Origin of the sequence: Variovorax sp. SRS16, from assembly GCF_901827165.1 — a bacterium.
Taxonomy (GTDB): domain Bacteria; phylum Pseudomonadota; class Gammaproteobacteria; order Burkholderiales; family Burkholderiaceae_C; genus Variovorax.
The window spans coordinates 3,439,275-3,466,090 of the sequence record NZ_LR594666.1 but is presented as its reverse complement, the minus strand read 5'-3'; the positions used below and the strand labels follow the sequence as shown (position 1 = coordinate 3,466,090).

Sequence of the window (26,816 nt, the reverse complement as noted above, 5' to 3'; positions counted from 1 at the left end):
GAGGGAGAGGGAGCAATACCGAGGGGCTTTGGGCATGAACCTTTCCAAGCCCTTCGTCGAGCGACCGATCGCCACGGTGCTGCTGACCATCGGCATCGCATTGGCCGGCATCGTCGCTTTCTTCGTGCTGCCGGTCTCGCCCTTGCCGCAGGTCGACTTCCCGACCATCTCGGTCCAGGCCAGCCTGGCGGGCGCGAGCCCGAGCACCATGGCCTCGAGCGTGGCCACGCCGCTGGAGCGCCGCCTGGGCATCATCCCCGGCGTCAACGAACTCACTTCGACGAGTTCGACCGGGGCTGCCCGCATCACGCTGCAGTTCGACCTCAGCCGCAACATCGACAGCGCCGCGCGCGAGGTGCAGGCCGCCATCAACGCGTCGCGCGTCGACTTGCCCGCCACGCTGCGCAGCAACCCGACCTACCGCAAGCGCAACCCGACCGCAGCGCCGATCATGATCATCGCGCTGACCTCCAAGACGCGCACGCCGGGCCAGATCTACGACGCGGTCTCGAACATCGTCAGCCAGCGGCTGTCGCAGGTCGAAGGCGTGGGCGAGGTCGAGATCGGCGGCGGTTCGCTGCCGGCGGTGCGGGTCGAACTCGAGCCCTTCGCGCTGAATCGCCTGGGCATCAGCAGCGAGGACGTGCGCGCCGCGATCCAGGCCAACAACGCCAACCGGCCCAAGGGCGCGATCGAGACCGCCGACCGCCGCATGCAGATCTACACGCCCGCGCCCGGCCTGCGCGCCGACGCCTACCGCGACATGGTGATCGCCTGGCGCAACAACGCCGCGGTGCGGCTGGGCGACGTGGCGCGTGTGATCGACAGCGTGGAGAACACGCGCACGCTGGGCCTGTTCAACGGCGAGCCCGCGGTGATCGTGCTGGTCACGCAGTCGCCGGGCGCCAACATCATCGACACGGTGGACGGCGTGCGCAAGCTGATGCCCGAGCTGCGCGCGCAGCTGCCGCAGGACATCGACATCCAGGTCGCGTCGGACCGCACCAACTCCATCCGCGCCTCGCTGCGCGAGATCGAGGGCACGCTGATGATTTCCATCGTGCTGGTGGTGCTGGTGGTCGGCCTGTTCCTGCGCAAGGCGCGCGCCACCATCATTCCCGCGGTCGCCACCGTGGTGTCGCTGCTCGGCACCTTCGGCGTGATGCACCTGCTGGGCTACAGCCTCAACAACCTGAGCCTGATGGCGCTCACGGTCGCGACCGGCTTCGTGGTGGACGACGCCATCGTGGTGCTCGAGAACACCATGCGCCACGTGGAGGCCGGCATGAACCGCATGGAGGCCGCGCTGCGCGGCGCGCGCGAGGTCGGCTTCACGGTGCTGTCGATCAGCCTGTCGCTGGTGGCGGTGTTCATCCCGCTGCTGTTCATGGGCGGGCAGGTCGGGCGGCTGTTCCGCGAGTTCGCGGTCACGCTGTCGGCCTCGGTGCTGATCTCGCTCGTGATCTCCCTCACCACCACGCCGATGCTGTGCGCCATGCTGCTGCGCAGCGAGGCCGGGGAAAAGGGCAAGCCGCCGGGCCGCGTGCGTGCCTGGCTCGGCAGCAAGGCCGAACGCGCCTGGGAATGGACCCTGGGCACCTACGCCCAAAGCCTGGACTGGGCGCTGGCGAGCAAGGGCGTGGTGATGCTGGTGCTGCTGGCGGTGATCGGGCTCAACATCTACCTGTTCAGTGCCATCCCGAAGGGCTACTTTCCGCAGCAGGACGTCGGCCAGCTCAATGCCGGCCTGCGGGCCGACCAGAGCATCTCGTCGGTGGCGATCGCCGACAAGCTGAAGGCAGCCGTGGACATCATCCACAAGGATCCGGCGGTCGACACGGTGGTCGGCTTCGCGGGCGGCAGCCGCGCGGGCGGCGGCTTCATGTTCGTCAACCTGAAGCCCATCTCCGAGCGCAGCGAGAAGACCAACGCGGTGATCGACCGCCTGCGTCCGCAGCTCAATCAGCTGACCGGCCTGCGCGTGTTCCTGAGCCCGGTGCAGGACCTGCGCATGGGCGGGCGCGCGAGCAACTCGACCTACCAGTACACGCTCAAGAGCGACAACCTCGCCGACCTGCGCACCTGGTCCACCAAGCTGGCCGATCGCCTGCGCCAGGAAACCAAGCTGACCGACGTCGACAGCGACGATGCGGACAACGGCGTCGAGACCTACGTCGACGTCGACCTCGACGCCGCCGCGCGCCTGGGCGTGACCTCGAGCGCGGTCGACAACGCGCTCTACAACGCGTTCGGCCAGCGTTCGGTGGCGACCATCTACGACGAACTCAATCAGTATTCGGTCATCATGGAATGGGCGCCGCGCTTCCAGCGCTCGCCGATCGTGCTCAAGGACGTCTACGTGCCGTCGACGCTGAACTCGGTCACGACCGCGAGCGGCAACACGATCACGAGTTCGCTGCAGCTCAACACCGACGCCAGCAGCGGGACCTCGACGGTCACCTCGGCCAACCCCGCCTCGCGCACCTCGTCCGCCGGCCAGCAGGTCGCGACCGCCGTCACGCCGATGGTGCCGCTGGCGGCCTTCTCCACGCTCCGCGAGCGCGCGGTGCCGACCTCGATCGACCACCAGGACACCGAGCTCTCGAGCACCGTCTCGTTCAATCTCGCCGACGGCGTGAGCCTGGGCGACGCGAAGGCCATCGTCGCCGAGGCCGAGGCCGACATCGCGATGCCGATCAACGTGCGCGGCAGCTTCCAGGGCACGGCGCTTGCCGCGCAGCAGTCGCAGGGGCAGCAGCTGCTGCTCATCCTGGCCGCGCTGGTGGTGATCTACATCGTGCTCGGCGTGCTCTACGAAAGCCTGATCCATCCGATCACCGTGCTGACCACGCTGCCTTCGGCCGGCGTGGGCGCGGTGCTGGCGCTGCTGCTGTTCCGCATGGAGTTCTCCATCATCGCGCTGATCGGCGTCTTCCTCCTGATCGGCATCGTCAAGAAGAACGCCATCCTGATCATCGACTTCGCGCTCGAGGCCGAGCGAGCGCGCGGGCTGACCGCGACCGAAGCGGTGCGCGAGGCCTGCATGCTGCGCTTCCGCCCGATCCTGATGACCACGCTGGCCGCCGCACTCGGCGCGCTGCCGCTCGCGATCGGCTTCGGCCTCGGCGCCGAGTTGCGCCAGCCGCTGGGCGTCGCCATCATCGGCGGACTGATCGCGAGCCAGCTGCTCACGCTGCTGACCACGCCGGTCGTCTACGTGCTGCTCGACAAGCTGCGCCGGCGCCCGGCCAACGAAAAACACCTGGCCCGGGCCGCCGATCCCGGCGCTCCAGCATGATCGCCGCCTGAACCCATGACCGCACCGAACCGCCCATCCCTCCGCGGCCGCCCGAGCCGCCGCCTCGCACGAACGTCCCTGGCGCTGGCCCTGGCGGCGGCCCTGAGCGCCTGCGCCGTCGGGCCGGCCTACGAGCGTCCCACGACCGCCTTGCCGGCGGCCTGGAAAGAAGCGCCCACGGCCCAGGGCTGGCTGCCCGCGGCGCCGGCCGATGCGCTGGACCGCGGCGAATGGTGGAAGCTCTTCGGCGATGCGAAGCTCGACGAGCTGGCGCAGCGCGTGCAGGTATCGAACCAGAACATCGCCGCCGCCGTCGCCAACTATGCGCAGGCCCAGGCGCTGGTGCGCGAGCAGCGTGCGGCGCTCTTTCCGTCGGTCTCGCTCGGCGGCGGCGCCACCCGTTCGGGCGCGCGCAACACCACGCCCAGCAATTCGTTCAATGCCTCGCTCGGCGCCGACTGGGCGCCCGACGTCTGGGGCCGCCTGCGTCTGGCCGTGACGGGCGCTCAGGCCAGCGCGCAGGCGAGCGAGGCCGACCTGGCCGCGGCCCGCCTTTCGGCGCTCGGCGATCTGGCGACCAACTACTTCTCGCTGCGCGAGGCCGATGCCGAACTCAAGCTGCTGGCCGAGACCATCGAAGGCTACGAGCGCAGTTATGAGATCACGCGCAACCGCTACAACGCCGCCATCGCCGCGCAGACCGACGTGCTGCAGGCGCAGACGCTGCTGGTCAACACGCGCGCCGACCGCGTCGCGCTGCAGCGCACGCGCGACACGCTGGAGCATGCGATCGCGGTGCTGATCGGTGCCGCGCCGGCCGAGTTCAGCCTGCCGGCCGCCGACTGGACGCCGACCGTGCCGGGCATTCCGCTTGCCGTGCCCTCGACGCTGCTGCAGCGCCGGCCCGACATCGCCGCCGCGGAACGCGACGTGGCCTCGGCCAATGCGCAGATCGGCATCGCGCGCTCGGCCTACTACCCGAACCTGTCGCTCAGCGCCTCGGTCGGCAGCACCGCGAGCCGCGTGGGCGACCTGTTCGGCGCCTCGAACACGCTGTGGTCGCTCGGTCTCTCGGTGGCGCAGACGGTGTTCGATGCGGGCGCGATCGGTGCGCGCGTCGATGCCGCCACCGCCACGCGCGATGCGGCCGTCGCGCGCTACCGCCAGACCGCGCTGACCGCATTCCAGAACGTCGAGGACCAGCTCACCGCCGGCAGCCGGCTGGCGCAGCAGGACGGCCTGCGCCGCGAGGCCTCGGAGGCGGCGGACCGCACCGAGCAGCAATTGCTCAACCGCTATCGGCAAGGGCAGGTCAGCTACACCGACGTGGTGACCGCACAGGCTTCGGCGCTGAGCGCACGGCGCACGCTGATCCAGCTGCAGGTCAGCCGCCAGAACGCGGCCGTCGCGCTGATCCAGGCGCTGGGCGGCGGCTGGCAGGCCGGATGGGAAGGCGAGGGGGCTTCGGCCAAGCCATCGTCGAAAGGCGGCTGAGCGATGCCCGTGACACGCATCGCCCTCATCCACGCGCTGAGCCATTCGGTCGCTCCGATCAACGCCGCCTTCGAACGCGACTGGCCGCAGGCGTCGCGGATGAACCTGCTCGACGACAGCCTCTCGACCGATCTCGCACGCAGCGGCCGAGGGCTCGACGCCGCGATGCACGAGCGCTTCCAGCGGCTGGCGCAGTATGCGGTCGACGCCGGCGCGCAGGGCATCCTCTTCACCTGCTCGGCTTTCGGGCCCTGCATCGAGGCCGTCGCGCAGCGGCATGCCGGCCTGCCCGTGCTCAAGCCCAACGAGGCGATGGTGGCGGATGCGGCGGCGGGTGCCGGCAAGCTCGGGCTCATCGCCACCTTCGCACCGACGCTGAGGTCGATGCCGCCCGAGTTTCCGGCCGGCATGGCACTCGAACCCGCGCTGGCCGACGGCGCGATGGACGCGTTGAATCGCGGCGACGGGGAGACGCACGACCGGCTCATCGCCGCACAGGCCGAACTGCTGCGTGCGCGCGGCTGCACGCGCATCGCATTGGCCCAGTTCAGCATGGCCCGTGCGCGGCAGGCCTGCGAACTGGCATCGAGGCTGCCGGTGCTGACCACCGTCGACAGCGCGGTGCGGGCGCTGCGTACACGGTTGTCGGGCTAGACATCCTCATCGCTCGACAGGAAGCGGAGACTCGTCTCGCCTCCGCCGGCCGAATGGGGCAGGGCGGCCTTGCCGATTCGATCAAGGTAGACTGCACGGTTTTTCGTTCAGGCGGTATGGCGCACGTTTCACAGCGCACAGGTTTCAACGGCTCGGCGCTGGTGTGCGTGCTCTCTCGGCTGACCGGCACCGAAGTCCGCGAATCCGGACAGGCCACTGCGGATCGACTGAGCCAATGGTTCGGTTGGACGGATGCCATCTCGCTGTCCGCGGCACTGAATGGTGGCCTGGCGCCTGCGCCCGCCGGCGCCCGGGCCTCCAGCAGCGCCGAGGAAGGCGAATACGCCCGCGTGCGAACCGCATTGAAGAATGCGATCGCCGAGGATGGCCTCTCCACGACCGACAAAGAAGGCCGGCGCCTGCGTGCGTCGACGCCCGGAGACACCGCGGCCACGACAGCCGCCTTCAAGCCCTACCGTCAGCGCTACCTTGCCCAGCAGCAGGCCATGGAGTCGAGCATCGCCCCGTTGCGCAGCCGGCTGCGGGCGGCGCTGGCGGCCCGATCGCCTGCCATGGCCCGGCTTGCTGCCGTGGACGTCGTGATGGAACAGGTGCTGGGTGCGCGCGAGCGCAGCTTGCTGACGGCGGCTTCCGCAGGGCTCGCAAGGCATTTCGAGCGCCTGCGCCAGGCAGCACAGGCGTCGATCGATCCCGGCGACACGACGCCACCCGGCGAGTGGCTGGATCTGTTCTGCAAGGACATGCAGGACCTGCTCCTCGCCGAACTTGATTTTCGAATGCAACCGATCGAAGGGCTGCTCGAAGCCCTTCGCATGAGGCCACCAGACTGCCATGAATAGATTTCTTCATCACGCCGTCCTTGTCGCCGGCCTGGCCGCCGTGTGCTGGGCCGCTGCCGGCTACGTCGGTTCGAGCCCGTTGGCGTTGGCCATCACGGTGCTCGTCGCCGCGTTCTACCTGATGGGCGCGCTGGAATTGCAGCGCTTCCGCCAGGCCACGTCCACCTTGACTCGCGCCACGGCGGACCTGCGCGATCCCCCGACGAGCCTCGGCCCCTGGCTCGAGCAGCTGGATCCTTCCCTGCGCAACGCGGTGCGCCTGCGGATCGAAGGTGAGCGCGTTGGCTTGCCCGGCCCGGCGCTGACGCCGTACCTGGCCGGGCTGTTGGTGTTGCTGGGCATGTTGGGCACCTTCCTGGGAATGGTCGTCACGCTGAAGGGCACCGGCATCGCGCTGGAGAGCGCGACCGACCTGCAGGCCATCCGCGCCTCGCTGTCTGCCCCCGTGAAGGGCTTGGGATTGGCCTTCGGCACATCGGTCGCGGGCGTGGCGGCTTCCGCGATGCTGGGCCTCGCCTCGGCGCTGTGCCGGCGCGAGCGGCTGCAGGCGGGACAAAGGCTCGACCAGCGGATCGCGACCACCTTGCGGGGCTTCTCCCTGGCCCATCAGCGCGAGGAATCCTTCAAGCTGCTGCAGCGGCAGGACCAGGCGATGCCCGAGCTGGTCGATCGGCTGCAACGCATGATGGCGACGATGGAACGGCAGAGCGAAGCGCTGAACGAGCGCCTGGCCGCCGGCCAGGACAGCTTCCACCGCAAGACCGAGGCCGCATACGCCAGTCTGGCCTCTTCCGTCGGGCAATCCTTGAACCAGAGCCTGAGCGAAAGCGCCCGCATCGCCGGCGCGACGATCCAGCCGGTCGTCGAAGCCACGATGGCAGGGATCGCGCGCGAGACCGCCGGGTTGCACGAGACCGTCGCGCACACCGTGCAGCAGCAACTCGACGGTCTGTCGATCCGCTTCGAAGCCACCCACACCAGCGTGGCGCAGACCTGGAAGACCGCGCTCGCCGAGCACCGGCACACGAGCGAAGCGCTGTCCGAGGCGCTGCGCCATGCGCACGACCACTTCGCCGAAAGCTTCGAACAGCGTTCGGCCTCTCTGGTGCAGGAGGTCGGCGGCCATCTGGAAAGCACGATGGCCCGTGTGTCGAACACCTGGGACAGCGTTCTTGCGCAGCATCAGCGGGTCAGCGAGAAGCAGTCAGGGGATGCGCACCAGGCCTTGGCCACGGTGGCGGCGAGCTTCGGGCAGCACGCGGACTCGCTGCTGCGCAACGTGGGCCAGGCGCATGCCGACCTGCAGGCGGAAACGGCATTGCGCGATGAGCAGCGGCTGTCGGCCTGGACGCATGCGCTGTCGGCCATGGCCGCCTCGCTGCAGCAGGAGTGGCAGCAAACGGGCGCGCAGACCCTCGGTGCGCAGCAGCAGCTCTGCGAAACGCTGGCGCAGACCGCCCGCGACATGTCCGCACAGACGGGCGCACACGCAGAGACCACGGTCGCCGAGATCGCCCGGTTGCTGCAAGCCGCCGCCGAGGCGCCTCGTGCCGCAGCCGAGGTGGTGGCCGAGCTGCGCCAGAAGCTTTCCGACAGCATGGCGCGCGACAACGCGATGCTGGAGGAACGCAGCCGCATGCTGAGCGTGCTCGAGACACTGCTCGACGCGGTGAACCATGCGTCCGGCGAGCAGCGAACGGCCATCGACGCGTTGGTCACCTCGTCGGCGGAAATGCTGGACCGGGTCGGCAGCCGCTTCACGGACACGGTCGATGCGCAGACCGGCAAGATGGCCGCCGTCGCCGCGCAGATCACCGGCAGTGCCGTCGAAGTGGCGAGCCTGGGCGACGCATTCGGCTTTGCCGTTCAGCTGTTCAGCGAATCGAACGACAAGCTCGGCGCGCATCTGCAGCGCATCGAAGGAACGCTGGGCAAGTCCATCGCGCGCAGCGACGAGCAGCTGGCGTACTACGTCGCGCAGGCGAGGGAGGTCATCGACCTGAGCATCATGTCGCAGAAGCAGATCGTCGACGATCTGCAGCGCCTAGGCAGCAAGCAGGCCCTCGTGGACGCCGACGCGCGATGAGGGAGGAGATGGATGCCGGCCTGGAGCCGACCGTGCCGGTATGGGCCGTCTTCGGCGACCTCATGGCGGGGATGCTGGGCGCCTTCGTGCTGATCCTGGTGTGCGTGCTCGGCATGCAGTTCGAGCTCGCGACAAAGCTGGAAGCCGAAGTCAAGCAGCGGCAGGTGGAAGCGCAGCGCCGAATGGCCCTTGAGCAAGCCCTGGCAGGGCCCTTGGCGACGGGCCGCGTGACGCTCAGCAACGGGCGCATCGGCATCAATGGCAGCGTGCTGTTCGCCTTCAACTCCGCTGAATTGCAGCCCGAAGGCCGGCAGTTGCTGAGGAGCTTGACCGCACCATTGGCCGCTTACCTGCAGGCCCGCGACGAGATTCTGATGGTCAGCGGCTTCACCGACGACCGGCAGGTTCGCGGCGGCAATCGCCAGTTCGCCGACAACTGGGAACTGTCGGCGCAGCGCGCCTTGACGGTGACACGGACGCTGATCGAGGAAGGCATGCCGTCGGCCTCGCTGTTCGCCGCTGCCTTCGGGTCCGAGCAAGCGGTGGCATCGAATGCCGACGCCGACGGACGCGCCCGCAACCGGCGTGTGGAAATAGCGCCCACGCCCAGGCGATCCGACGGAAGTCTCAAGTCCCGTGAGTAGCGGCAAGCCCTGCACGACGGGCATGGAGGCCGCGGACCCCGCCGGGATGGTCCGCGCGCGGCGCGAGCGTGGCGATCATCGGTTCGATCCTGTGCGCTTTCACTTCATCGAAGCGCTGGCCGCACGGGCATCCGTCCACCACGGCGAAGCGCGACGCATCCTGGACGACAAGGTCGTCAAGCTGCTGGCGGTGTATGGCGAGGATCTCGCAAAGGCCCGTCGCGCGGATGGCCCATCGGCACCGCCGGCGGCGGATGCGAAGCAGGAGGGCCGACTCGATCGCGGGGCGCTGGCCGAGCTTGTCGACGACATCGATCGGCGTGCCTCTGCCCGTGAGAGCGGCGCAACAGCAAGCGATGGCACGCCGAGTCTCGCTTCCCATCCCGAACTGAAGACGCTCCGATATTTCAGGAGCACCTGGTCGCGGCTCAGTGCCGAGCGGCGCCTGTTGCAGTCACTTGCGAAGGTGCCGGAGAATGCCGGCCCTCTCAATTCGCATCAGCTCGTGCATCGATCTCTCATACTGATGCGTGACCTGTCGCCGGAATACCTGAACCGGTTCATGTCCTATGTCGACGTGTTGCATTGGCTCGATCAGGCAGATGCGGGCCGTGGCCTGTCAGGCACCCATGCCCCGCGTGCCGAAAGCCATCGGAAGACGGCTCGCGGCAGGTCCGGCTGATGGATGTCGGGCAGTCTGCAGGACGCTTGAGACCCTCTGCATCCGGCGCACCCGCCGGAATGCAGCGGCACTCTACGCAGTGAGTTCTTCCAGTGACTTTCCGGCCGCCATCGCTTCCTTGAGCCACCTCGGGCGCGGACCCATGCCGCTCCAGCTGTTGCCGGCCTGGTCGCGATACTTCGCTTTGGGCTTCTTCGCTTTCGAAGCCTTCGCTGCGCTGCGCGTCGTCTTGGCGGGCGAAGAACCTGCGGTTGCGAACTCATCGAGTGCTCTTCCAGCCTTCAATGCATCGCGCAGCCAATGCGGACGCGGGCCTCGACCCGACCACGCGTTGCCTTGGCCGTCAGCGTACTTGGCCGACTGAGGCGCGACAGCGACGGCCTTGGCCGCCTTCGACTTGCTGCCGCCGGACTTGCCTCCAAAGAGCTGGTCTGCAGTCAACCCATAGTGCGCAATCGCCTCCTTGATGCGGCCAATGACGCCTCCCACTTCCTTCTTCTTCAATTTTTCCGCCTGTTGCTGGAGTGCCTCGATTTGCCGTTGAATCTGCTTGTAGCTTTGAGTCATTGAATGAAAGTCCCAGGTGCGTGTGGAGTTGCGACTTTAAGCGCATTGCCGTGCGACGCACAATGGTGTCCGGACGACAGATCGAGTCCAGACAATGCGAGTCCGGACAATGCGGCATCAACGTCCCTGGAATTTCGGCTTGCGTTTTTCGAAGAAGGCCCGCACGCCTTCCTTGTGATCCTCGGTCAAAAGCGCCAGGCCCTGCGCCCAGGCCTCGGCATCCAGGAGGGCTTCGAGATCCGGCTGGTACATCAGCTTGAACATCTTCTTGGCCACACCCAGCGCAAAGGTGGGTCCGTTCGCGAGGCTCTGCACTTGAGCCCATGCGGCTTCTTCCAGTTCGCCATCCGGCACGACCTGGGAGACCAGTCCGAGTGCCAGTGCTTCCCGGGCGTCGATGCGGCGACCCGAATACACCAGTTCCTTCGCGCGTTGGACGCCGAGATGCTGGGTCAGGAAATACACGGCACCTCCGTCGGGCACCAGCCCGACGTGGCGGAATACCTGGGAGAAGCGCGCGCTTTCGGATGCGATCACCACATCGCACGCCAGCGCCATGCTCCATCCGATGCCGGCCACCGCGCCGCGGACCGCACAGACCACCGGCTTCTCGATGTTCGCCAGATTGCGAACCATGCGTTGTGCCAGCTTCAGCAAGGCCCTGCCGCTCTCCGGCGTGAAGTCGCCCATCCTGCCCACATCGCCGCTCGCGCAGAACGCCGGCCCGGCGGCGTCCAGCAGCACGGCCCGCACCGTCGGATCCCGCCCGGCGGCCTCGAAGGCCGTGCCGAGCGCCTCGCGCATCTCGACGGTGAGCGCGTTCATCTTTTCCGGACGGTCCAGCGTGATCCGCGCCACGGCGTCTTCCACAACGAATCGTGTGTTCATGGTTCGGCTTCCTGATCTCAGCGACCGGTGAATTCCGGCTGGCGCTTTTCCGCGAAAGCACGGGTGCCTTCCACGACGTCCTCCGTTCCCTGAAGCAGGCGCAGCATGATCTGTTCCAGCCGCAGGCCGGTCGCGAGATCGACGTCGCGGCTGCGGATCGCGAGTTCTTTCGCGGCCTGCACGGCGAGTGGCGCATTGCGCGCCAGCCGGTGCGCGAAAGCCAAGGCTGTTTCCATCAGCGCCGATGGCTGGACGACGCGATTCACCAGACCCCAGCGCAGAGCGGTCTGGGCGTCGATGCTGTCTCCCAGGAGCAGCAGTTCCATCGCAATGGCATGCGGCAGTTGCTGGGCGATGCGCTGCGTGCCGCCGTTGCCGGGAAAAATGCCGCGCTTGACCTCGGCGACCGAGAAGGTCGCATGCTCGGCCGCGATGCGCAGGTCCGATGCCAGCATCAAGGTCATGCCGCCCCCGACGCAATAGCCGTTGATCGCCGAAATGACCGGCTTCCAGACCTCGAGGCCGCGGTTGAGCAGTTGATCCTTCTGCGTCAGAAGCGTCTCGGAGAGTGCCGGCTGCGCATTGACGAAGGATTTCAGGTCGGCGCCGGCCGAGAAGGACTTCTCTCCGGCACCGGTCACGATCGCGACCCGGATTTCCGGATCGTCGCGCACTCTGAGCCACGCATCGGACAGGGCTTTGTAATGCGCCGCATCCATCGCATTCATGCGCTCGGGACGGTTGATCGTGAGGGTGGCGACATGCCGAGCCAATGTGAAATCGATGGACATCCGTTCTTGTCTCCGGAATGAAGGATTGGGCCGCCGTTGATCAGACTTCGATCACCAGGGGTGCGTTGGGAAACTTCTTGCAGGCAGCGCTCAAGGCCGCCAGGTGCCGCGCCATGCGACGGTTGGCCGCCTCCGCGTCCTTCTCGGTGATCGCGGCGAGGATCCGGCGGTGGGCTCTGATCACGGTATGGCGCACGTCTTCCGTCGCGAAGTTCTCGATGGCCGAGGCTTTGTAGACGAGGTTGGCGATCGACAGCATGAACGCCCGCAGCAATTCGTTGTGGCTCGCGTCGGCGATGGCGCAATGCCAATTGACGTTCTCGCGCAGGAACTGCGGCACGTCAGCGAACGCCTCCTCGACGCGCCGCGTGACGTCGACCAGGTTTTGCAGCTCCGCCGCCGTGCGGTTCTGCGCCGCCAGCGCGGCGAGCGAGGGCTCCACCGCTTCCCGCGTCTGCAGCAGCGACAGCAGGCTGATGCCGCGGCCGCCCACGAAGAGTGACACCGATCGGTGCATCGACTGATCGTCCGGTCGGCTGGCGACCGTGCCGCCGAGCCGGCCCGGGCGAGTCCGGACGAGGCTTTCGGTTTCGAGGATGCGCAGGGCTTCGCGAACCGATCCCCTGCTCAGGCCGGTCTGGGCCATGAGCTCGCGTTCGGCGGGAAGCGGCATGCCCGGCTCGAGTGCGCCGTCGAGGATGCGCCGGCGCAGTTCGCGCGCCAGCAGGTCCGAGTTCTTCGGCGCACGGATGGGAGAAAGTTTGACGTCGTTCACGGCTTGATTTTGGTGTTTACAGATCAATCGTATCTTTGTACGATCCGATCTGTCAATGGTTCGACCAACTCGACGCAATCCCGCGACAGAGTTTTTTTGGCGTCGGACACAACAAAGGAGACAACATGGAAGGCTTCAACCGGCGCGACGCGCTGGCTGCATTCTTTTTGGGAGCCGCAGCAGTTTCACCGCTGTCGGTGTTCGCAGAAGACAACTATCCCGCCCGGCCTCTCAGGATGGTCGTGCCCTTTTCCGCCGGCGGTGGAACCGATGTCGTCGCGCGCGCCCTGGCGAGAACCCTGTCGGAGCGGCTGAAGCAGCCCGTGGTGATCGACAACCGCGCCGGGGCGGGCTCGACCATCGGGACCGAGGCCGTGGCGCGCTCGCCGGCGGACGGCTACACGCTGCTTTTCGCCTCCGCGGCCTACAGCTTCGCGCCGGCGGTCTACGGCAATCTTCCCTACCGGCCGGAAGATCTCACCGCGGTCGCGGTCGTGAACAGCACGCCGCTGATGCTGACCGTGAACCCGTCGGTGCCGGCGCGAGACGCGCGCGCCTTCATCGAACTGCTCAAGACGCAGCCCGGCCGATTCAGCTATGCGTCCTCCGGCGTGGGCACGACCCTGCACATCGCGGCGGAACATTTTCTGCGAAGTGCCGGCGTCAAGGCCCAGCACATCCCGTACAAGGGCGAGGCGCCGGCGATGAACGACCTGCTCAGCGGGCAGGTCGCCTTCATGGTCGGCCAGGCGTCCTCGGCGGTGCAGTACGTCAAGAGCGGCAAGCTGATCGGCCTGGGCGTCACGACGCCGAAGCGCCTGGCCTCCCTGCCGGATATGCCGACCTTGGCGGAGGCTGCCATCCCCGGCTTTTCCGCCTATGGATGGAATGCGGTGCTGGTGCCCAAGGGCACGCCGCGCGCCGTGATCGAGCGGCTGAATCGCGAGATCACGGCCGCCGTCGGCAGTTCGCAATTGCAGAAGACCTTCGACGACCTTGGCCTCGATCGCCTGGAGCCGATGACGCCGGAAGGCGCCGCCGCATTCATCGTCGCCGAGACGAACAAGTGGAGGCCGGTGATCCAGGGCGCGGGCATCAAGGGCGAGTGACTTCCAATCACGCCCACACAGGACACAGGAGGCGACATGGCAGGTTTGTGGTTTCAGCAATTCAGCGTCGGGCAGGTGTTCGAACACGAGATCCGGCGCACCGTGACGGAGGCCGACAACATGTGGTTCAGCAATGCCACATGCAATCCCGCGGCCATCCACATCGACGCGGAATACTGCAAGGGAACGGAGTTCGGCAGACCGCTGGTCAATAGCATCTTCACGCTGGGACTCGTCATCGGGCTGTCGGTCCAGGACACGACGCTGGGCACCACCATCGCGAACCTCGGCATGACCGATACGCGTTTCCCGAAGCCGGTGTTCGCCGGCGACACGATCCGATCGAGGACCACCGTCACCGCGAGCCGCGAAAGCCACTCGCGCCCGAACGCCGGAATCATCACCTTCCTGCACCAGGGCTTCAATCAGCGCGACGAAGAAGTCTGCACCTGCACGCGGCAGGCCCTGATGCTGCGCCAGCCGGACTGATCCGCGTCGAACTCACACCAAGGAAGCATCCATGCGAAAGCTGCACCACTTCATCGCCGGCCTGCTGCTGGCAGCCGGCACACTCAGCGCGTTCGCCGACGCCTATCCATCGAAGGCGATCAAGGTGATCGTGCCGTACGCGGTCGGGCAGGGCACGGACATCGTGGCCCGCTTCGTTGCCGATGCGCTCGGCAAGGAACTCAAGCAAGCGGTCTATATCGAGAACAAGCCCGGCGCCAACGGCAATGTGGGTGCGCAGTTCGCCGCCCATGCGCCTGCCGACGGCTACACGCTGATGGTGGGCACGAACGCAACCAATGCGGCGAACGCATTCATCTACGCGAACCCCGGCTACGAGGCCGAGGACTTCGAGGCCATCGGGATGATCGGCATCCTGCCGCTGGTCTACGTCGCCAACAACGCCAGTTCCGTCAACGACATCCAGGACCTGATCCGTGCGGCCCGGGCGAAGCCCAACGCCCTGAATACGGCGGTCTCGACCACGACGTGCCGGACCGCGCACGAGCTCTTCAAGTCGCTCGCCCAGGCACCGATGTTCCCGGTCGACTTCAAGGGCAGTGGCCAGGCCCTGACGGCCGTCATCGGCGGACAGGTCGAATTCATGGTCGACACGATCACCTCGCTGCGCGCCGCGATCACGTCGAATCAGGTGAAGGCCCTCGGCGTGACCTCCGCCACCCAGAGCAAGCTGCTGCCCGGCGTCAAGTCGCTGGCCGAGCAGGGCGTGAAGGGCTATGAGCTGGTGGGATGGACCGTGCTGTACACGCCCAAGGGCGTGCCGGCCGAGGTCTCGCACACGCTTTCCGCTGCCCTCGACAAGGTGCTGGCACGCAGCGACGTGCAGGACAAGCTTCTGCAGTTCGGCATCGAACCGCAGAAGAAGTCCGCCGAGGAACTCAAGGCGTTCGCCGCATCCGAGAAGGAAAAGTGGGGCCGCCTGATCACTGCGGCCGGCCTGAAGGCGAACTGATTCGACACCACCCGGCGCTCGCGCGCCATGCCTATCCGATTCCGAACATGAACCAATTACCCGACCCCATCCGACCCGTCCGGTCCTTTCTGTTCGTGCCCGCCGACAGCGAGCGCAAGATGGCCAAGGGCGCCGACAGCGCGGCCGACGCCCTGATCCTCGACCTGGAGGATTCAGTCGCTCCGAGTCGCACGCAGATCGCTCGCGGCATGGCGCTCGACTATCTGCGCAGCCGGCCGGATCGCAGCCGCCAGCAACTCTGGGTTCGCATCAACCCGCTGGAGACGGAATCGGCCTTGCAGGACCTCGTGACGGCGCAGGGCGCGCCCGATGGCATCGTCTTGCCGAAGGTGCGCGGGGCCGCCGACGTGGTCAGGCTCTCTCACTACCTGGAAGCGATCGAAGTCCGCGACGGCATTGCCAAGGGGAGCATCCGGATCATGCCGGTCGCCACCGAGACGCCCCAGGCGCTGTTCACCCTGGGCAGCTACGAGGGTTGCTCGTCACGGCTGGCCGCTCTCACCTGGGGCGCCGAGGACATCGCGGCCGCACTGGGCGCCAGCACGAACCGCGCACAGGACGGCGAGTACGACACCATCTATCAACTCGCGTGCTCCCTCTGCCTCGCGGGTGCGCATGCCGCGGGCGTGCAGCCCATCGACACGATCTGGGCCGACTTCAAGGACGATCCAGGCCTGCGTCGCGATGCACAGCGTGCGCGCCAGCGCGGCTTCACCGGAAAGATCGCGATCCACCCCGGCCAGGTGGACACGATCAACGCTGCGTTCACGCCGAGCGACGAGGAGCTTGCACACGCCAGACGCGTGGTCGAGATCTTCGAGAGCAACCCGGGACTGGGCACGGTCGGCCTCGACGGCAAGATGCTGGACATGCCGCACCTGAAGCAGGCGCAGCGCCTGCTCGCGCTCGCGCAGCGCTTCGCCGCAAGCACGGCGGAAGGCGGATCGGATCGTTCATGAGCAAACAGCCTCTGCGCGGCCTGCGCGTGCTGGACCTGTCCAAGGTTCTTGCCGGCCCCCTGTGCGCCCAGTACCTGGGCGACATGGGTGCCGACGTGATCAAGATCGAGTCGCCGCGGGGCGGCGGCGACGAAACCCGTGGCTGGCCTCCGCTGCGCGAGGGCGGGGGAGCGCGAACCGGCGCGATCTTCATCAGCACCAATCGCAACAAGCGCTCGATCGCGGTCGACCTCGCCACCGACGACGGCCGCGAGATCGTGCATCGGCTCGCGCGGCGAGCGGACGTCGCGATCACGAGCTTCGGACCGGGCGTGGCCACGAAGCTCGGCGTCGACAGCGCATCGCTTCGCGCGTTGAACCCCCGGCTGGTGTTCTGCGACATCTCGGGTTTCGGCAGCGTGGGGCCGATGTCCCAGGGCAAGGGCTACGACGTGATACTGCAGGCGTTCTGCGGCATGCTCTCCATCACCGGCGAAGCAGACGGGCCGCCGGTGCGCAGTCCCTTCTCCCCCGTGGACCAGGGCACGGGCCTGCATGCGCTCGCCGGCATCCTGGCGGCGCTGTACGAGCGGGAACGAAGCGGTGTCGGCGGCACGGTGGAAGCCTCGCTCTTCGACACCGCGACCGGCTTCCTCGCCTACTTCCTGCAGAACTTCTGGGAACGCGGCACCGAACCCGTTCGGCCGGGCAGCGGCCACGAGTCGCTGTGTCCCTACCAGGTGTTCGAGACCGCCGACAAGCCGCTCATTCTCGGCGTCGCCAACGACGCGCTTTGGCAGCGCTTCTGCGCCCTGGCCGGGCTGGAGTCCGTGCGCGACGACCCGCGCTTCGCCACCAACGCGGCGCGCGTCGAGCATCGAGCCCAGACGCTGTCACTGGTCAGCGCCGCCATGCGGACACGCGGGCGGGCCGACTGGTTGCAGACGCTGGACGCAGCCGGCATCCCCTGCTCGCCGCTGCATACTCTCGGCGAACTCTCGGCGCATCCGCACACGCGCGCCAGCGGCATGGTGTTCGAGTACGAGCATCCTGCGCTCGGCACGCTCGCCACCGTGGCGCAGCCGCTGCGATTCGATGGCGAACGCACCGAGGTCCGCCGGGCCGCGCCGATGCACGGCGAGCACACGCGTGAAGTGCTGGCCGAGCTCGGCTACAGCGAGGCGGAGATCGTCCGCCTCACGTCGAAAGGGGAAGCGCGATGAACTTCGATCTGAGTGATGAACAACGTGCGATCCAGGAAGCCGTGGCCGGCATCTGCCGCGATTTCGGCGACGACTATTGGCTGCTCAGGGATCGCGAAGGCGGCTTTCCCGAGGACTTCTACCGCGCCATGGCCAACGCTGGCTGGCTCGGCATCGCCATGCCGCAGGAGCACGGCGGCGCGGGCCTGGGCATCCTCGAAGCCACCCTCATGATGGAAGCCGTCGCGGGCTCCGGCGCAGGCCTGTCCGGCGCTTCCGCCATTCACATGAACGTGTTCGGATTGCATCCTGTCGCCGTGCATGGCACGGAACGACAGAAGCGCCGCTGGCTTCCGTCGATCATCAAGGGCGAGGCGAAAGCCTGCTTCGGCGTCACCGAGCCGAACACCGGGCTCAACACGCTCAAGCTCAAGACGATGGCGGTGCGCAAGGGCGACCGGTACATCGTGAACGGGCAGAAGATCTGGATCTCCACCGCCCAGGTCGCTCACAAGATCCTGCTGCTGGCGCGGACCACGCCGATCGAACAGGTCAAGTCGCCCTCGCAAGGGCTCAGTCTCTTCTACACCGACCTGGACCGCAGCCACGTCGAGGTTCGCGAGATCGAGAAGCTCGGCCGCAAGTGCGTCGATTCCAATCAGCTGTTCATCGACGGGCTCGAGATTCCGGTGGAAGACCGGATCGGAGAAGAAGGCAAGGGGTTCTCGTACATCCTCGATGGCATGAATCCCGAGCGCCTGCTGCTCGCGGCCGAAGCCACCGGTCTCGGCCGCGCGGCGCTGCGCCGGGCGGCGAGCTATGCCAACGAAAGGGTGGTCTTCGACCGCCCGATCGGCAAGAACCAGGGCGTGCAGCATCCGCTGGCGGAGCGTTGGGTGGAACTGGAAGCGGCGGAACTGCTGTACCGGCGCGGCGCATGGCTCTACGACCAGGGCCGGCCCTGCGGCGCAGAGGCCAACGCCGCCAAGTTCTTCTGCGCCGAGGCGGGCTTCCGTTCCTGCGAGACGGCCGTGCTGACGCATGGCGGCATGGGCTACGCGAAGGAGTACCACGTCGAGCGCTACCTGAGAGAGGCGATGCTTCCCAGGCTGGCACCCGTGTCCATCCAACTGATCCTGTCTTTCATTGCGGAGAAGGTGCTGAACCTTCCCAAGTCTTACTGAGAGCCTCCGGAGTTTCCATGTTCCAGCAAAAGAAGGTCATCATCAGCTGCGCAGTGACCGGCGCGATCCACACGCCATCGATGTCTCCGCACCTGCCGGTCACGGCCGACGAAATCGCAGAGGCGTCCATCGCGGCTTGCGAAGCGGGCGCGGCAATCATTCACCTGCATGCCCGCGATCCCGTCACCGGCAAGCCGGATCAGCGCCCGGAGGCATTCAAGCCATTCCTGGAGCAGATCAAGGCCCGGAGCAAGGCGGTCGTCAATCTGACGACCGGCGGCTCGCCCTACATGACCGTGCAGGAGCGCATGCTGCCAGCGAAGGTGCTTCGACCCGAGGTTGCATCGATGAACATGGGCACCATGAACTTCGGCCTGTTCCCCATGCTCAAGCGCTTCAAGGAGTTCCAGCATGATTGGGAACGCCCTTACCTCGAAGGAAGCAAGGACCTGATCTTTCGCAACACCTACGGCGATTTGGAAACCGTGCTGACCGAGCTCTCGGCGAACGACACGCGCTACGAATTCGAGTGCTACGACACCTCGCACCTGTACAACCTGGCGCACTTCGTCGAGCGTGGCCTGGTGAAGGCTCCGTTTTTCATCCAGACCGTGTTCGGCATCCTCGGCGGCATCGGCACGCATCCCGACGATGTGATGCACATGAAACGCACGGCCGATCGGCTGTTCGGCGACAACTACCGCTGGTCGGTGCTGGGTGCCGGTGCCAGTCAGATGAAAGTGGCAGCGATGGCAGCGTCCATGGGCGGGAACGTGCGGGTGGGCCTGGAAGACAGCCTATGGATCGGCAAGGGCCGCCTGGCGAAATCGAATGCCGAGCAGGTGCATCAAGTGCGCGCCATCCTCGAAGGCTTGGGGCTGGAGATCGCCACGGCGGATGAGGCGCGGGAGATTCTCCAGCTGAAAGGTTCTTCTGCTGTCGGCTTTTGAGAGGACCTTGCCGCATCACACGGCGTCTCAGCGCGACGGTGCCTTCGGGCGGTAGCCGATGAATTGCGGCGCGATGCGCGCGATGACAGGGCCATCGAAATCCCAGCTCAGGCATTTGCCCATCTGATGGTCGGGCTCGGTGGCGACGAGGGGGGCCTCTCCACGCTGTAGCCGCTGGTGGCGCCGGTAGCCCGGAACGGTTTGAAAGGCGACCGTCGCCATCACACCCAGCAACTCGCGCAGGTGGGTGCAGCCGCGCACGCCGCCCATGGCCGCATCGACCTGCTTGCGCCAACCCGGACCGATCCTTGCGCCGACCAGGCCGCCGAAGGGGTCGGCTGCGGGCGCGCATTCATCGAAGGGCGTGCTGGGCATGGCCGCCACTGCTGCGTGCACGATCAGCGCGTCGTCGATCGTCAGACGGATGTGCATGTGGTGGACCGGCTCGCCCGCGGCACGCGAGCGGTCGCCGTTGGTCGTCGTCGCATAGGCCTTGGTATCGACCAGTTCGGCCTCGAGGTCCCAGAGCCCATCGACGCGCAGAAAGCTGCGGGTCGTGATGGCACGGATGTGCGCGGGCTCGCGAGAAACGGGGTCGGGGAGGGCGTCCATGCTTTTTCTTTCGTTCCTGGATAGCGCCGCGCGACTCGGCGCGCAGCAAAGAGGTCCCGCTCGGATCCGGCTTGCCGTCGCGAGCCTGTTGGCGAGCTGACGTCGATTTTTAACATCATTCAACGCATCGCCTGCACCTCGATCTTCCGAGCGCTCGAGCGCAATGAACGGAGGCTGAGCGATGTCCTCGCGATAATCGGCACTCTTACAAGGAGCGCGCGTGGATATCGTTTTGCTGGTGAAGGCCGCCGTCATGGGCATCGTCGAGGGCCTGACCGAGTTTCTCCCCATCTCGTCGACCGGGCACCTGATCCTCGCGGGTTCGCTGCTCGGCTTCGACGACGACAAGGCCAAGGTGTTCGACATCGCGATCCAGACCGGCGCGATCTTCGCGGTGATCGGGGTCTACTGGGAGAAGATCCGCTCGACCGTCGTCGCGCTGCCGCGCCAGCCCAAGGCGCGGCGCCTGGCGCTCAACGTGCTGGTCGGCTTCCTGCCCGCGGTGGTGCTGGGCCTGCTGTTCGGCAAGGCGATCAAGGCGCACCTGTTCACTGCGATCGTGGTGGCCAGCACCTTCATCATCGGCGGCTTCATCATCCTGTGGGCCGAGAAGCGCCCGCCCGGCGCGGTGCGCGTCGAGCATGTCGACGACATGACGCCGTGGGACGCGCTGAAGGTCGGTGTGGTCCAGTGCTTCGCGATGATCCCGGGCACCAGCCGCAGCGGCTCGACCATCATCGGCGGCATGCTGCTGGGCCTGTCGCGCCAGGCGGCGACCGAGTTCTCCTTCTTCCTCGCGATTCCGACGCTGATCGGCGCCGGTGTCTACAGCCTCTACAAGGAGCGCGCGCTGCTGTCGCTGGCCGACATCCCGCTGTTCCTCGTCGGTCTGGTGTTCTCGTTCGTCAGCGCCTGGTTGTGCGTGCGCTGGCTGCTGCGCTACATCGCGAGCCACAGCTTCGTGCCCTTCGCGTGGTACCGGATCGCGTTCGGGATCGTGGTGCTCGCCACCGCGTGGAGCGGCGCGGTGGTCTGGGCGGAGTAGCGCGCGCCGCGTGGCAGCCGCTCAGTCCAGGGCGAGTCCGGACTTGTGCGCGATGTCCTTCCACTTGTTCGTCTCGGCGGCGACGAAGGCCTGCGTGTCCCGCGCGCTGCCCTTGCCCGCGATCGATCCGCTGGAAACCAGCGCCGGCCTGAGTTCGCTGGAAGCCATGATCTCGTTGATCCAGGCGTTCAATTGCGTCACCCGGGCGGCGGGCGTGCCGGCCGGCGCACCGACCACGTACCACTGCGTGGCCTCGTAGCCCTTGAGGCCGGCCTCCTGCATCGTCGGCACCTCGGGCAGGCTCTCGATGCGGTAGGAGGAGGTCACGGCATAGGCCTTGAGCTTGCCGGCCTTGATCTGCGGCAGCACCGGCGTGACGCCCAGGATCGCCAGCGGCACCTGGCCGCCGACCACGTCCGTCACCGCCTGGCCGCCGCCCTTGTATGGGATGTGCGTCATCGCCGTGCCGGCCGTGATGTTGAACAGTTCGCCGGCCAGATGCTGCGAGGTGCCGTTGCCGGAACTCGCGTAGCTCCAGGCCTTCGGCGTGGCGCGCATTGCCGCGAGCAACTCCGCGACGGTCGATGTCGGTGCCGCCGCCGGACCGACCAGAACCATCGGTCCCTCGGCGATCCTGGCCACCGCGACCAGCTCCTTGCCCAGTTCCGGCGGCCGCTGGTTGAACAGGATGGGGCCGGGGATCGAGATCAGCGTGTAGCCGTCCGGCGTCGCCTTGGCCGCTGCCTGCAGCGCGATGACGCCCGATGCGCCCGGACGGTTGTCGACCACCACCGGCTGGCCGGTCTTCTCGCTCAGCCGCCGCGCCGCGAGCCGGGTGAGAACATCGAGGCTGCCGCCCGGCGCGAAGCCGACGATCCAGGTGATCGGCTTTTCGTGCGGCCAGTCGGCGGCCGCTGCGAGGCCGTGCAGCGGGAGCATGCATGCGAGCGCCGCCAGTGCGATGGCGCGGCGCGGAAGCGAAGAGGAAGCTTTCACGATGTCGAATCCATGGAGAGAGGTTTTAGTCGCGTGCGCCCGGAACCGTGTTGGGAAATGTCTTGCAGCTGTCGTTGAAGGCCTGGACCATGCGCAGCACCGGCTGCAGCACCCACGTGTTGAAGGCCAGCACGTCGCTCTCTTCCTTGGGGTCGCGCGTCAGGTTGAAGAGATAGGGCGACTCGAGCTTGCCCTTGCCCTCGTTGACTTCCGGCTCCCAGAAGAAGTGCAGCTTCCAGTCGCGCCACTTCACCGCGCGCAGGTCGTTCTTGATGTAGAAGAGAAAGCCTTCGCGCGTCGAACGCGCCGTGCGCCCGAGGAGGAAGTCGCGCTGGTCGATGCCGTCGATCGGCCGGTCGTCCGGAATGCGCGCGCCGCCCAGCGCGGCCAGCGTGGTGAACAGATCGGTGACGTGCACGATCTCGTTGCTGACCTGGCCGGCGGCGATCTTCTGCGGCCAGCGCGCGATGAAGGGCACGCGCAGGCTGCCTTCCATGGCCGTGTGGTACGTGCCGCGCCACGGCCCCGCGGTGCCGCGGTAGGGCGGGCGGAACTCGGGGCCGTTGTCGCTGCAGAAGATGAAGAGCGTGTCGTCGGCCAGCCCCAGGCGGTCGATCTCGTCGACCACCTGGCCCACGCGATGGTCCATCTCCACCATCGAGTCCGCGAAGTCGCCCGCGCCGGTGCGGCCCGCGAAGTCGCGATGCGGCAGCGTCGGAAAGTGCAGGTGCACCATCGGCAGGTAGAGGAAGAAGGGCTTGCGCGCCGCGTGGTTGCGCTGGATGAAGGCCAGCGACAGGTCGACCAGTTCCTCGTCGATGCGGCGCCGGCTCTCGAGGTCGTAGACCTTGACCTTCTCCGACGCCGCTCCGCGCGTGCCTCGCATGATGTGCGGCAACTCGGCCACCGACGGGTCGAAGCCCGGGGTCGAGGTGAACTGGCTTTCGTCGGTGGTGCGCGGAATGCCGTACCAGGTGTCGAAGCCGCGGTCGGAAGGGTAGCGGCCCGGGATGTCGCCCAGGTGCCATTTGCCATAGTGCGCCGTCGCGTAGCCGCTGTCGGAAAGGACCTGGGCCAGCGTGACCTCCGACCGCGCCAGTCCCTGCGGCAGGCCCGCCGGCACCGATTGCAGGCAGCCGGTGCGGATCGGATGACGGCCCGTCATGAGCGCCGAGCGCGTCGGCACGCAATCGCTTTCGACATTGAAGTTCTGCAGGAGCAGGCCCTGCCGGGCCAGCGCGTCGATGCGCGGTGTCGGCGCGCCGCGCAGCGCGCCACCGCCGTAGCAGCCGAGTTCTCCCCAGCCGAGGTTGTCTGCAACGATGAGGACGATGTTGGGTTGATGCACGTGTCGGGCCCGGTCGAAGTCGAGCCCTTCAATCTAGCCAGTCCGGCCCCGTGGGCCATTCCGGTGAGCGCGTTTTCGGATGACGATCCGGAATGCCCTCGCGGGTTAGGAACGTCCGGCCAGCAGCAGATCCCGGAACGTCGTCATCAGCGGCGACCAGCTTGCGCGCGGCTGCGCCAGCAGCACCAGCGTGCGCTGGAACGCGAGCTGGGGCACGGGCAGCGGCGCCACCTGCGCCGCCCAGCCCCGCAGCATGGAGCCGGGCACGAGCGCGAGCAGGTCGGTGCTGGCCAAGAGGCCCATCGCGGTGCCGGAGGTGTAGTCGGCCTCGAGCGCGACCTGCGGCGGCGGCACGCCCTCGCGCTCGAAGATCTCGGTGACCAGGCGCCGCGCCGCGCTCGCGCGGCTGGCCAGGATCCACGGGTAGGCCGACAGATCGGCCAGCGTCACCGTGGCCCGCTGAAAGAGCGGATGCCGCGTTCGCGCCGCGACCTGGACCTTGTCCTCGCCGATGCGCGCATGGGTGCAGCTGAAGTTCGCGCCCGGGTAGGACGGGACCACGGCGAGATCGAGCGCACCTTGCTCCACCTCGTCGTTGAGCGCGTCCGACTTGCCGATCGTCAGGCGGATCCGCAGCCCCGGCCGGCTGCAGACCATGTCGGCGAGCGCACGGACGGCGTCGGTGTCGCCCGCCGAATTGGTCAGGCCAATGCGCAGCAGTCCTTGGTGCTGCGCCCGTATCTCCGTCGCGACGCGCGCCATCTCGACATGCTGGGCATGAAAGCGCCGCGCCGATTCGACGAAGAGCTCGCCGTTGCCGGTGAGCCGCGTGCCGTGGCTGCTGCGCTCGAGCAGCGGCATGCCCACGGCTTCCTCGAGGCGCCGCAATGCCTTGGAGATCGTCGGCTGCGTCACACCGATGGACTCGGCCGCCCGGCCCAGGTGGCCCTGGCGCACGACCTCGAGGAAATAGGCGATGTCGTTGAACGAATAGCTCATCCGACCCGCACCGCCTACTTGCCGGCGCGGCCTGGCGACAGGCTCTTCACGGCCTCGAGCATCTTCTCGACATGCTGATCGGGGTCGAGGCTCTGGTAGACGGCAGCCACCTTGCCGTCGCGCGAGAGCGCATAGGACACGCGGGTTGCGTAGTCGGGCCGCGTTTCCATCATCGCATCGAAGGACTGGCTGATCGACTTGCTCTCGTCCGACGCCACCGGAAAGCGGCCCTGGCAGACCTCGCTGGAGAATTTCGCGAGCGTCTGGATGTCGTCGGTCGACACGCCGATCACCGTGGCGCCGGCCGCCGCGAAGCGATCCATCGCCTCGGCGAAGGCATGGGCCTCGATCGAGCAGCCCTTGGAGAAGGCCGCGGGGAAGAAGTAGACGACCACCGGTCCCTTCGCCAGCGCATCGGCCAGCGCGTACTTGAAGGGCTTGCCGCCGAGCGCGGCCTGGGTGCTGAACATCGGTGCGGCGCGGCCGACGTCGAGCGCGGCCCGTGCGGGCCCGGCAAAGCCAAGAACGAGCATCATCTGCACAATGGCGGTCGCAGTTCCAGGCAGCAGCTTTTTCATGTCTTCATCCCGTCAGGTTCCGGCCCGCATGTTATTCCAGCCTTTCGCAGTCCGCATGGCATGGCGTGCCATGGTGCTGCTGCTGTGCGTGCTTCTCGGCGCCTGCGGCAGCCTGCCGCCGTTCAAGCAGATGGCGCCGACCCTGACGCTGCCGGTCGATGCGTCGACACCGCTCGCGAAGGTCGTCGCCGCGTCGACGCCGCCCGGCGAGCATTCGGGCTTTCGGCTGATGCCGCTCGGCGTCTATTCGCTGGATGCCCGGATCGAGCTCGCGGCGCGCGCGCAGCACACGCTCGACCTGCAGTACTACCTGATCGCAGACGACGGCGCCGGCCGCCTGCTGCTGCGCTCGCTGAAGGAAGCGGCCTTGCGCGGCGTGCGCGTGCGGCTCCTGGTCGACGACCTCTACACCGCGAGCACCGAGCAGATGCTGCTGGCGCTGCAGGACACGCCCAACGTCGAGGTGCGCCTGTTCAATCCCTTCTGCTGTGCGCGCGGCCACCTGGCCAGCCGTTTCATCGCCTCGGCCTTCGACCTGCCGCGGCTCAACCACCGCATGCACAACAAGCTCTTCATCGCCGACGGCGTGATGGCGGTCGCGGGCGGACGCAACATCGCCGACGAATACTTCACGCTGAACATCGCGCAGAACTTCGTCGACATGGACGCGCTGGTGGTCGGCAAGGTGGTCGCGCAGCTGGGCAACATCTTCGACGACTACTGGAACAGCGAAGAGGTCTATCCGATCGCCCAGATCGTGCGGCCCGGCCGCCAGGTCCCGGTGCGGGACCAGGCCTTCGACGTCTCGGTCGGCATGGCCGGCCCCGAGCGCAGGATCCCGCTGCCCTCGACCGACACGCTGGGCTATGGCCCGATCGGCGAGGAGCTCGATGCCGGCCGCATGGGCCTGCTGTGGGGCGAGGCCCATGCGATCGCCGATCCGCCAGCCAAGCTGCGCTTCATGCGGCCCGACCTGGCCTATGACGCCAGTGTGACCAAGCGCCTGTGGGCGCGGCTGATGGAGGCCGAGCACGACATCTTCCTCACCACGCCCTACCTGGTGCCGGGCGAGAGCGGCATCGCGTCGCTTGAAGACCTGCGCCGGCGCAATGTGAAGGTGACGCTCCTGACCAACTCGCTCGCGGCCAACGACGAGCCGCTGGTGCACGGCGGCTACGTCCGCTACCGGGTGCGGCTGCTCAAGGCCGGCATCGACCTCTACGAGCTGAGTCCGGCGCGCACTGCGCGCAGCGAGCGGCTGGGGATGTTCGGCAAGTCGGTCGGCCGGCTGCATGCCAAGACGGCCGTGGTCGACCGGCGCGAGATGTTCATCGGCTCGGCCAACCTCGATCCGCGTTCGGCCACCGAGAACACCGAGCTCGGCATCGTGGTCGACAGCCCGCAGCTGGCGCGCGAGATGCTGCGCATCATCAACATCAGCAAGCTCGAAAGCGCCTACCGGCTGCGCCTGGCCGAACCCGGCGACCGGATCGAATGGCTCACCATCGACAACGAGAAGGAGGTCATCCTCCACAGCGAGCCCGAGTCGACCTGGTTCCAGCGCGTCTACAACCAGACCTTCGCACCGCTGGTGCCGGAAGACCTGCTGTAGCGC

At 67.3% G+C, this 26,816-nt stretch carries 25 protein-coding genes; 16 read left to right on the top strand and 9 right to left on the bottom strand.

The window, feature by feature from the left end; translation table 11 throughout:
- The first annotated feature begins 34 nt into the window (after positions 1 to 34).
- From E5P2_RS16745 to E5P2_RS16715, 7 genes are all read left to right on the top strand, one after another.
- Positions 35 to 3,298 (top strand): efflux RND transporter permease subunit, encoded by a 3,264-nt coding sequence (locus E5P2_RS16745; RefSeq protein WP_162568246.1) that lies wholly within the window; start codon positions 35 to 37, stop codon positions 3,296 to 3,298.
- 15 nt (positions 3,299 to 3,313) lie between these two features.
- On the top strand, positions 3,314 to 4,792 hold the full coding sequence (locus E5P2_RS16740; RefSeq protein ID WP_162568245.1) for an efflux transporter outer membrane subunit: 1,479 nt from the start codon (positions 3,314 to 3,316) through the stop codon (positions 4,790 to 4,792).
- Positions 4,793 to 4,801: 9 nt separating this feature from the next.
- Positions 4,802 to 5,446 carry an aspartate/glutamate racemase family protein gene (locus tag E5P2_RS16735; RefSeq protein WP_162570523.1) on the top strand — a complete coding sequence of 215 codons (645 nt, stop codon included), beginning with the start codon at positions 4,802 to 4,804 and terminating at the stop codon, positions 5,444 to 5,446.
- 116 nt (positions 5,447 to 5,562) lie between these two features.
- The gene (locus E5P2_RS16730) at positions 5,563 to 6,306 is read left to right on the top strand and encodes a DUF3348 domain-containing protein (RefSeq protein ID WP_162570522.1); all 744 of its coding nucleotides are present in this window, start codon (positions 5,563 to 5,565) and stop codon (positions 6,304 to 6,306) included.
- Positions 6,299 to 8,392, top strand: coding sequence for a DUF802 domain-containing protein (locus E5P2_RS16725; protein ID WP_162568244.1), 2,094 nt, complete (start codon positions 6,299 to 6,301; stop codon positions 8,390 to 8,392). Before E5P2_RS16730 ends, E5P2_RS16725 begins: the two co-directional genes overlap by 8 nt.
- Positions 8,389 to 9,036 carry an OmpA family protein gene (locus E5P2_RS16720; protein ID WP_162568243.1) on the top strand — a complete coding sequence of 216 codons (648 nt, stop codon included), beginning with the start codon at positions 8,389 to 8,391 and terminating at the stop codon, positions 9,034 to 9,036. Before E5P2_RS16725 ends, E5P2_RS16720 begins: the two co-directional genes overlap by 4 nt.
- Entirely contained in the window at positions 9,029 to 9,718 is a 690-nt protein-coding gene (locus tag E5P2_RS16715; RefSeq protein WP_332107548.1) for a DUF2894 domain-containing protein, read from the top strand. The genes E5P2_RS16720 and E5P2_RS16715 overlap by 8 nt, the downstream gene beginning before the upstream one ends.
- Positions 9,719 to 9,790: 72 nt before the next feature.
- Here E5P2_RS16715 and E5P2_RS16710 read toward each other — a convergent pair whose 3' ends face one another.
- The 4 genes from E5P2_RS16710 to E5P2_RS16695 form a co-directional block, all read right to left on the bottom strand.
- Positions 9,791 to 10,285, bottom strand: a complete 495-nt coding sequence (locus tag E5P2_RS16710; protein ID WP_162568242.1) for an H-NS family nucleoid-associated regulatory protein — start codon at positions 10,283 to 10,285, stop codon at positions 9,791 to 9,793.
- 117 nt (positions 10,286 to 10,402) lie between these two features.
- Positions 10,403 to 11,173, bottom strand: coding sequence for an enoyl-CoA hydratase/isomerase family protein (locus E5P2_RS16705; protein WP_162568241.1), 771 nt, complete (start codon positions 11,171 to 11,173; stop codon positions 10,403 to 10,405).
- A 17-nt stretch (positions 11,174 to 11,190) separates the two neighbouring features.
- Complete coding sequence (locus tag E5P2_RS16700) at positions 11,191 to 11,964, bottom strand: enoyl-CoA hydratase/isomerase family protein (protein WP_162568240.1); 774 nt, start codon at positions 11,962 to 11,964, stop codon at positions 11,191 to 11,193.
- Between the two features lie 40 nt (positions 11,965 to 12,004).
- The gene (locus tag E5P2_RS16695; protein ID WP_162568239.1) at positions 12,005 to 12,739 is read right to left on the bottom strand and encodes a FadR/GntR family transcriptional regulator; all 735 of its coding nucleotides are present in this window, start codon (positions 12,737 to 12,739) and stop codon (positions 12,005 to 12,007) included.
- A 125-nt stretch (positions 12,740 to 12,864) separates the two neighbouring features.
- Here E5P2_RS16695 and E5P2_RS16690 point away from each other — a divergent pair, with 125 nt between their 5' ends.
- Genes E5P2_RS16690 through E5P2_RS16660 form a run of 7 tightly spaced genes read left to right on the top strand, consistent with a single transcriptional unit; the run spans position 12,865 to position 19,623 of the window.
- A complete protein-coding gene (locus E5P2_RS16690) occupies positions 12,865 to 13,848 on the top strand; it encodes a Bug family tripartite tricarboxylate transporter substrate binding protein (RefSeq protein WP_162568238.1) in 984 nt (327 codons plus the stop codon).
- A gap of 36 nt (positions 13,849 to 13,884) precedes the next feature.
- Positions 13,885 to 14,337, top strand: coding sequence for a MaoC family dehydratase (locus tag E5P2_RS16685; protein ID WP_162568237.1), 453 nt, complete (start codon positions 13,885 to 13,887; stop codon positions 14,335 to 14,337).
- A 31-nt stretch (positions 14,338 to 14,368) separates the two neighbouring features.
- Positions 14,369 to 15,328 carry a Bug family tripartite tricarboxylate transporter substrate binding protein gene (locus E5P2_RS16680; RefSeq protein ID WP_162568236.1) on the top strand — a complete coding sequence of 320 codons (960 nt, stop codon included), beginning with the start codon at positions 14,369 to 14,371 and terminating at the stop codon, positions 15,326 to 15,328.
- A 47-nt stretch (positions 15,329 to 15,375) separates the two neighbouring features.
- Positions 15,376 to 16,308 carry an HpcH/HpaI aldolase/citrate lyase family protein gene (locus E5P2_RS16675; RefSeq protein ID WP_162568235.1) on the top strand — a complete coding sequence of 311 codons (933 nt, stop codon included), beginning with the start codon at positions 15,376 to 15,378 and terminating at the stop codon, positions 16,306 to 16,308.
- Entirely contained in the window at positions 16,305 to 17,510 is a 1,206-nt protein-coding gene (locus E5P2_RS16670) for a CaiB/BaiF CoA transferase family protein (RefSeq protein WP_162568234.1), read from the top strand. Before E5P2_RS16675 ends, E5P2_RS16670 begins: the two co-directional genes overlap by 4 nt.
- The gene (locus E5P2_RS16665; RefSeq protein WP_162568233.1) at positions 17,507 to 18,673 is read left to right on the top strand and encodes an acyl-CoA dehydrogenase family protein; all 1,167 of its coding nucleotides are present in this window, start codon (positions 17,507 to 17,509) and stop codon (positions 18,671 to 18,673) included. Before E5P2_RS16670 ends, E5P2_RS16665 begins: the two co-directional genes overlap by 4 nt.
- A gap of 17 nt (positions 18,674 to 18,690) precedes the next feature.
- Entirely contained in the window at positions 18,691 to 19,623 is a 933-nt protein-coding gene (locus E5P2_RS16660) for a 3-keto-5-aminohexanoate cleavage protein (protein ID WP_162568232.1), read from the top strand.
- A 27-nt stretch (positions 19,624 to 19,650) separates the two neighbouring features.
- Here the strand turns inward: E5P2_RS16660 and E5P2_RS16655 are convergent, their stop codons facing one another.
- Positions 19,651 to 20,235: a DUF2889 domain-containing protein gene (locus E5P2_RS16655; protein WP_162568231.1), complete on the bottom strand. Its 585-nt coding sequence runs from the start codon at positions 20,233 to 20,235 to the stop codon at positions 19,651 to 19,653.
- Positions 20,236 to 20,455: 220 nt separating this feature from the next.
- Here E5P2_RS16655 and E5P2_RS16650 point away from each other — a divergent pair, with 220 nt between their 5' ends.
- Positions 20,456 to 21,280, top strand: a complete 825-nt coding sequence (locus E5P2_RS16650) for an undecaprenyl-diphosphate phosphatase (RefSeq protein WP_162568230.1) — start codon at positions 20,456 to 20,458, stop codon at positions 21,278 to 21,280.
- A gap of 21 nt (positions 21,281 to 21,301) precedes the next feature.
- Here E5P2_RS16650 and E5P2_RS16645 read toward each other — a convergent pair whose 3' ends face one another.
- The 4 genes from E5P2_RS16645 to E5P2_RS16630 form a co-directional block, all read right to left on the bottom strand.
- Positions 21,302 to 22,219, bottom strand: coding sequence for a Bug family tripartite tricarboxylate transporter substrate binding protein (locus tag E5P2_RS16645; RefSeq protein WP_162570520.1), 918 nt, complete (start codon positions 22,217 to 22,219; stop codon positions 21,302 to 21,304).
- 82 nt (positions 22,220 to 22,301) lie between these two features.
- Positions 22,302 to 23,624 carry an arylsulfatase gene (locus E5P2_RS16640; RefSeq protein ID WP_162568229.1) on the bottom strand — a complete coding sequence of 441 codons (1,323 nt, stop codon included), beginning with the start codon at positions 23,622 to 23,624 and terminating at the stop codon, positions 22,302 to 22,304.
- A gap of 105 nt (positions 23,625 to 23,729) precedes the next feature.
- Positions 23,730 to 24,623 carry a LysR family transcriptional regulator gene (locus E5P2_RS16635; protein ID WP_162568228.1) on the bottom strand — a complete coding sequence of 298 codons (894 nt, stop codon included), beginning with the start codon at positions 24,621 to 24,623 and terminating at the stop codon, positions 23,730 to 23,732.
- Positions 24,624 to 24,637: 14 nt separating this feature from the next.
- Positions 24,638 to 25,201: a peroxiredoxin gene (locus E5P2_RS16630; protein WP_162568227.1), complete on the bottom strand. Its 564-nt coding sequence runs from the start codon at positions 25,199 to 25,201 to the stop codon at positions 24,638 to 24,640.
- Between the two features lie 55 nt (positions 25,202 to 25,256).
- Here E5P2_RS16630 and E5P2_RS16625 point away from each other — a divergent pair, with 55 nt between their 5' ends.
- Positions 25,257 to 26,813: a phospholipase D family protein gene (locus tag E5P2_RS16625; protein ID WP_232080725.1), complete on the top strand. Its 1,557-nt coding sequence runs from the start codon at positions 25,257 to 25,259 to the stop codon at positions 26,811 to 26,813.
- The last annotated feature ends 3 nt before the right edge of the window (positions 26,814 to 26,816 follow it).